The organism is Streptomyces sp. NPDC047022 (assembly GCF_040644155.1).
Taxonomy (GTDB): domain Bacteria; phylum Actinomycetota; class Actinomycetes; order Streptomycetales; family Streptomycetaceae; genus Streptomyces.
The window spans coordinates 1-5,887 of sequence record NZ_JBEYVV010000072.1 but is presented as its reverse complement, the minus strand read 5'-3'; the positions used below and the strand labels follow the sequence as shown (position 1 = coordinate 5,887).

Here is a 5,887-nt window from a genome sequence, read left to right as displayed (position 1 = left end):
CCTCGGCACCCACGCCACCCTCGACGACGCCAGGAACTACGTACAAGAAGCCCTCTCCACCAACAGCCGCGCCACCCTCCACCACGCCAAGGCGTATGCGGAGGGCGGACGTTGAAACAGGCCGTGAGACCGCTCGCCGTGGGCCGGGGCGAGCTGGACGTGTGGCTGCTGCCGCCGCCCGACTCGCCCCGCGACGTACCGGGCCACGAACTGGACGACCGCGAGCGCAGAAGGGCCGAGGCATACCGGCGGCCCGAGGACCGGCAGATGTACATCGCGGCGCATGTGGGACTGCGCCGGGTCCTCGCCGTGTACACGGGGCTCGCCCCGCACCGCATCAGCCTCGGCGGTGAGCGCCATGGCGGCGGCGGGGAGCGGCACGGGCGTCCGGTCGTGCTCGGGGTGCCCGGCGCACCGCAGTTCTCGCTCTCGCACAGCCACGGTCTCGCGCTCGTCGTGGTGGCCCAGAGCCGTGTCGGCGCGGATGTGCAGCGCGTCCCGTCGCCCGGGACCGCCGAAGTGTGCCTGCCGACCCTGCATCCCGCGGAGCGGCGGGAGCTTTCCGGGCTGCGCGAAGCCGATCGCACGGCGGCCTTCGGGAGGCTGTGGGCGCGCAAGGAGGCGTATCTGAAGGGACTCGGCACCGGGCTGGCCCGGGGCGCCGACCGCGACTACCTGGGCGAGGGCGGTCTTGCGGCCCGTCCGCCCGGCTGGATGGTGGGCAATCTGCCGCTGTGCCCCACACATGTCGGGGCGGCGGCTCTGCTGGGATCGGGCGACCGGCAGGTCGTGATGCGCGCGGTGGGAGCCGAGTACCTCTACGGCCTGGACGCGGTGGAGCGGCTCCAGGCGCTGCCACCGGGTCTGCGCTCGATGCTCAGGGACCCTCACACGATGCCGGAAGGCAGGTGAGAGAGCACCACTCACGAACAAGGGCCGCGGAGTTCAGCAGAACTCCGCGGCCCTTCTCCGACCCCGTGCGCGCCCCTGGCCGTCAGGCCACCGCCCGCCAGCTGCGCGGCCCCTCGAAGACCGAGGTGCGTTCCGGGCGCTTCCACAGGGCGACCGCCTGCTGCCTGCGGGCCAGGTCGTCCGGCAGGGCGCCGGCCGCCGCGGTGCGCGTCAGCAGCACGGCGGTGAGCGCGGCCAGTTCCTCGGGCGTGGGGCAGCCGCGCTCGATGCGCAGCCAGGGTTCGGCACGGCCCGTGCCGGCCGCCCCGCGCGCGGCGTCCTCCTCCTGGTCCTTGAGGGTCTCCCCGGTCATGGCTCCTCCGTCGCTCACTGGGGCGGGTTGCCGTGCTTGCGGCACGGCAGGTCGGCGTGCTTGGAGGCGAGCATGGCCAGCGAGCGTGCCAGGACCGAGCGTGTGTCGCGCGGGTCGATGACATCGTCGACCAGCCCGCGCTCGGCGGCGTAGTACGGGTGCACGAGCTCACGCCGGTACTGGTCGATCTTCTCCAGGCGGGTGGCCTCCGGGTCGTCCGAGGCGGCGATCTCCCGGCGGAAGACGACGTTCGCCGCACCCTCCGCGCCCATCACCGCGATCTCGTTGGCCGGCCAGGCCAGGGCGACATCGGCGCCGATGGAGCGTGAGTCCATCACGATGTAGGCACCGCCGTACGCCTTGCGCAGCACCACCGACACCCGCGGCACGGTCGCGTTGCAGTACGCGTACAGCAGTTTGGCGCCGCGCCGGATGATGCCCTCGTGCTCCTGGTCCACCCCCGGCAGGAAGCCGGGCACGTCCACCAGGGTGACCAGGGGGATGTTGAAGGCGTCGCAGAACTGCACGAACCGCGCGCCCTTCTCGCTCGCCCTGATGTCCAGGACGCCCGCCATGGAGGAGGGCTGGTTGGCGACGACGCCGACGGTACGGCCGTCGACGCGAGCCAGCGCGCACACGATGTTCGGCGCCCAGGAGGCGTGCACCTCCACGTACTCGCCCTCGTCGACGAGCTCCTCGATCACCGCGCGGACGTCGTAGGAGCGGTTGCCGTCGGCCGGGACGATGTCGAGCAGGGCGTCGCCGGGACGGTCGGCCGGGTCGCCGCAGTGGTTCACGGGCGGCAGTTCCCGGTTGTTGGACGGCAGCAGGGACAGCAGGTAGCGCACCTCCGCGAGGCAGGTCTCCTCGTCGTCGTAGACGAAGTGCGCGACCCCGGAGGTGGCGCCGTGGACGTCCGCGCCGCCGAGCCCGTTCTGGCTGATCTCCTCCCCGGTGACGGCGCGCACTACGTCGGGGCCGGTGATGAACATCTGGGAGATGTCACGGACGGCGAAGACGAAATCGGTCAGGGCGGGGCTGTAGGCGGCCCCGCCCGCGCACGGTCCGAGCATCACGCTGATCTGCGGGATGACGCCGGAGGCGCGGGTGTTGCGCCGGAAGATGCCGCCGTAACCGGCCAGCGCCGAGACGCCCTCCTGGATACGGGCGCCCGCGCCGTCGTTGAGGGACACGAGCGGCGCTCCGGCCGCGATGGCCATGTCCATGATCTTGTGGATCTTGGTGGCGTGGGCCTCGCCGAGCGCGCCGCCGAAGACCCGGAAGTCATGGGCGTACACGAACACCGTGCGGCCCTCGACCATGCCCCAGCCGGTGACGACGCCGTCGCCGAAGGGCTTCCTCGCCTCCAGGCCGAAGCCGGTGGCACGGTGCCGGCGCAGTGGTTCGACCTCGGTGAAGCTGCCCTTGTCCAGCAGCAGTTCGATGCGCTCGTGCGCGGTCAGCTTGCCCTTGGCATGCTGGCGTTCGGTGGCCCTCGGGTCGTCCCCTTCGCGGGCCAGACCCTTGCGTGCGGCCAGCTCCATGAGCGGACCGGGGCGTTCGGTGGGCGGTGCGAGCACCATGAGTGGCTTCTCCGTCTTCGCGTCGTGGTGGTTCGTGGTGGTTCCGGTTCCGGTCCGAGTGGGTGGTGGAGTTCGGGTTCAGCAGGCGAGCAGGTCGACGAGTTGACCCACGGTGCTCGCGCGCAGGACTTCGCTGGAGACCTCCCGGCGCAGTACGCATCGGATCCGCCGCTGCAGAAGCAGGGCCCCCAGCCGGTCCAGTCCCTGGTCGCGCAGCGGCCGATCGGGGAAGACCCGGTGGGCCGGGGGGACCGCGAGCAGGTGCTGCACCTCCAGCCGCAGACAGCGGCCGATGACGCGGCTGCGCAGGTCCGGGCTCATGGCGCGCAGGGTGGCCGGGTCGGGGAGCCCCCCGAACCTGCCGTGCGGGGTGTTCCCGGTCATGGCTGCCGCCCTTCCGTGGTGGCGCGGCCCTCGGCCAGGCGGGTGCGGCACTCCTCGAAGAAGGCCAGCGCCTTCAGGTGGTACGACCGTGCGGCCCAGCCCAGGCTGATGTTGTGCCCGGCGCCGGGCTGGCGGTCGACCCGGACGACGGGCGCCTCGGTGAAACGGGAGGTCAGGTCGGCCACGGCGTCCTCGTCGTGCCGCCACCACAGTTCCCGTTCGGCGAACGTCAGCCGCACCGGCACCCGCACCCGCCCCGCCGCGGCGGCGAACCGCAGCGGCCAGTTCCTGGCCTCCGCGCGTTCGCGCACCGGCATCGGCGCGACCACGGCCGCGGCCTTGGTGAAGGTGTCCGGCGGATAGAAGCGCAGCGCACCCCAGTTCCGCTTCCACTGGCCGTGCTGGTGCGGGTCGTCCAGGACGCCGGGGTCCACGGCGTAGTCCCGGCCCAGCCCGGAGATGTCCAGGCCGAGCAGACGGGGCGCGGCCGGGTCGGGTTCGTCCGCGGCATAGGTCAGGGCGAGCTTGCCGCCGAAGGAGTGCGCGAGCAGGAACACACCCGCCCCGGTGCGGTATCGGCCGGCGAGATGGGCCAGCGCGTGGCGCAGCGCGGCGGACTGCTCGGCGAGGGTCTGGCCGCTCGGCGCCTGTGCGGCGGACAGCCCGTAGCCGGGGCGGTCGACGGAGATCATGGTGTAGCCGAGCCGGGCGCCGAGGGCGAGCAGGGAGATGTCGGGGTGGGCCTGGCCGTCGAAGTACCCGGCGCCCGTGCCGCCGCCGGGCACCGCGACGACGGTGGCCCGGGGCGGTCCGGCGGGCTCGGCGATCAGGGCGGACAGCGTGAGGGAGCCGGCCGGTACGGTGATGGGCCGCACCCCCGGGGAGGTCGCGCCGGGAGTGGCGCGCAGGGCGCCGGGGGTGCTCATACGGACTCCGGTATACCGGTGGCCTCGGAGCCGCCGGTGGTCTCGGACCCGCCCGTGGTCTCCTGGGCGCCGAACCAGCGCGACAGCGCGGCCCGCAGCGTCTCGGCGTCGGATCCCGCCCAGGCGACATGGCCGTCGGGCCGGACCAGCAGTGCCGCGGCACCGCCGAAGGCGTCCGCCTCGAGGGGAGCGCCGGTGACGGTGACGACCCGGTCCTTCCAGCCGGCCGCCGCCTCGCGCACCGCCGGAGCGTCGGCCAGGTCCAGCAGCACGCCCTGGGCCGGGTGCAGCAGTTCGGGGGTGCGTACCTCGCCGGTGGCGGTCCTGATCCGCCGGGGCGGCAGTCGGCGGCCGACCAGCGGATGCACGTCGGGCGTGCCGATCCGGTAGCGGATGTCGAGGTGGCTGACCCGGCCCGCCAGGTACCGCTTGACCGCGTCTATACCGATCAGCTCGGCGAACAGATCGCGCAGCGGCTGGGATTCGGGACCGCCGAGGAACACCGTGCCCTGGGCCACCGTGTTGCTCAGCAGCGCGGCGCCCACCGGGTGGCGTTCGGCGTGGTACGTGTCCAGCAGGCTCCCGGGAGCCTGGCCGCGCACGGCGGCCGCCAGCTTCCAGCCGAGGTTGGCGGCGTCCTGGACGCCGGTGCTCAGCCCCTGGCCGCCGGCCGGCAGATGGATGTGGGCGGCGTCGCCGACGAGCAGGACCCGGCCCCGGCGGTACTCGGTGACCTGGCGGGTGGCGTCGGTGAAGGAGCTGACCCAGTCGGCGCCCCCGCCGGAGATGTCCTCGCCCGTCAGACGCTGCCAGGCGGCGGCGACCTCGGCGAACTCGGGGGTCTCGCTGCGGCCGGGCGGCGGGGTGCCGTGCTCGCACACGATGATGCGGTCCACGCCCTCGGCCAGCGGCGCGGCCATCACCATGCCGCCGTCCAGACGCTCGCCGAGCGGACGCGGGCGGATGGACACGCCGGTCACGTCGGCCAGGTACATGCCCCGGGTGGCGGGGGTGCCCGGGAAGTCGAAGCCGCCCGCCCGGCGCACCGCGCTGTGCCCGCCGTCGGCGCCGACCAGGTACGCGGCACGCAGTCGCCGCTCCCCGCCGGGGCTCAGCAGGGTGACGGTGACACCGTCCGCGTCCTGCTCCAGGTCCTGGAACTCCCAGCCGCGCCGGATGTCGGCGCCCAGTTCGCGGGCCCACTCCTCCAGCACGGTCTCCGTCCGGGACTGCGGGATGCCCCGGGCCCCGAAGTGCGCGTCCTCGAGCACGGTGTAGTCGAACTGCACCCCGCCGAAGTGCCCCATGGGGCTGGTCTCCAGGCCCCCGAAACGGGGGACGAGTCCGCGCTGGTCGAACGTCTCGAGCGCGCGGGCGGTGAACCCCAGCCCCCGTGACTGGCCGGTCGGCCGCTCCAGCCTCTCGGCGACGATGACGCTCGCCCCGCCCAGCCGCAGCTCTCCGGCCAGCATCAGCCCGGCGGGCCCGGCGCCGATGACGACGACGTCCGCGTCGGTCTTGGCGTCCATGCGAATCCTCTCCTTGTGCGGTTCCTCGTGCCGTTCGTCGCGCGGTTCCTCGTGCTGTCGTCCGCGCGGTGGCGGTGGGTGGGTGCGGCGCGCCGCCGTGCGGTCCGGGGTCCGGCGGGTGGCTCCGCCGGGCTGGAGTCGCTCGCTCATCGGTACCTCACGTGGCAGGGGGCGGCTTACCCGCCGAGCCTAATCGCCTTC

6 protein-coding genes and 1 pseudogene are annotated in these 5,887 nt (G+C 73.6%); 2 read left to right on the top strand and 5 right to left on the bottom strand.

Going from position 1 to position 5,887, the window contains the following annotated elements:
• Both ABZ845_RS31615 and ABZ845_RS31610 read left to right on the top strand, forming a co-directional pair.
• Nucleotides 1-115 (top strand): annotated as a pseudogene (locus tag ABZ845_RS31615) (cyclase); the annotation flags it as partial.
• A gap of 8 nt (nucleotides 116-123) precedes the next feature.
• Complete coding sequence (locus tag ABZ845_RS31610) at nucleotides 124-912, top strand: 4'-phosphopantetheinyl transferase superfamily protein (protein ID WP_360986881.1); 789 nt, start codon at nucleotides 124-126, stop codon at nucleotides 910-912.
• 82 nt (nucleotides 913-994) lie between these two features.
• Here the strand turns inward: ABZ845_RS31610 and ABZ845_RS31605 are convergent, their stop codons facing one another.
• The 5 genes from ABZ845_RS31605 to ABZ845_RS31585 form a co-directional block, all read right to left on the bottom strand.
• The gene (locus tag ABZ845_RS31605; RefSeq protein WP_360986878.1) at nucleotides 995-1,264 is read right to left on the bottom strand and encodes an acyl-CoA carboxylase subunit epsilon; all 270 of its coding nucleotides are present in this window, start codon (nucleotides 1,262-1,264) and stop codon (nucleotides 995-997) included.
• Between the two features lie 14 nt (nucleotides 1,265-1,278).
• Nucleotides 1,279-2,808: an acyl-CoA carboxylase subunit beta gene (locus tag ABZ845_RS31600; protein ID WP_360986887.1), complete on the bottom strand. Its 1,530-nt coding sequence runs from the start codon at nucleotides 2,806-2,808 to the stop codon at nucleotides 1,279-1,281.
• Nucleotides 2,809-2,925: 117 nt separating this feature from the next.
• The gene (locus ABZ845_RS31595) at nucleotides 2,926-3,231 is read right to left on the bottom strand and encodes an acyl carrier protein (RefSeq protein ID WP_360986875.1); all 306 of its coding nucleotides are present in this window, start codon (nucleotides 3,229-3,231) and stop codon (nucleotides 2,926-2,928) included.
• A complete protein-coding gene (locus ABZ845_RS31590) occupies nucleotides 3,228-4,157 on the bottom strand; it encodes an alpha/beta hydrolase (protein ID WP_360986872.1) in 930 nt (309 codons plus the stop codon). The genes ABZ845_RS31595 and ABZ845_RS31590 overlap by 4 nt, the downstream gene beginning before the upstream one ends.
• Nucleotides 4,154-5,686, bottom strand: coding sequence for an FAD-dependent monooxygenase (locus tag ABZ845_RS31585; protein ID WP_360986884.1), 1,533 nt, complete (start codon nucleotides 5,684-5,686; stop codon nucleotides 4,154-4,156). Before ABZ845_RS31585 ends, ABZ845_RS31590 begins: the two co-directional genes overlap by 4 nt.
• Between the last annotated feature and the right edge of the window lie 201 nt (nucleotides 5,687-5,887).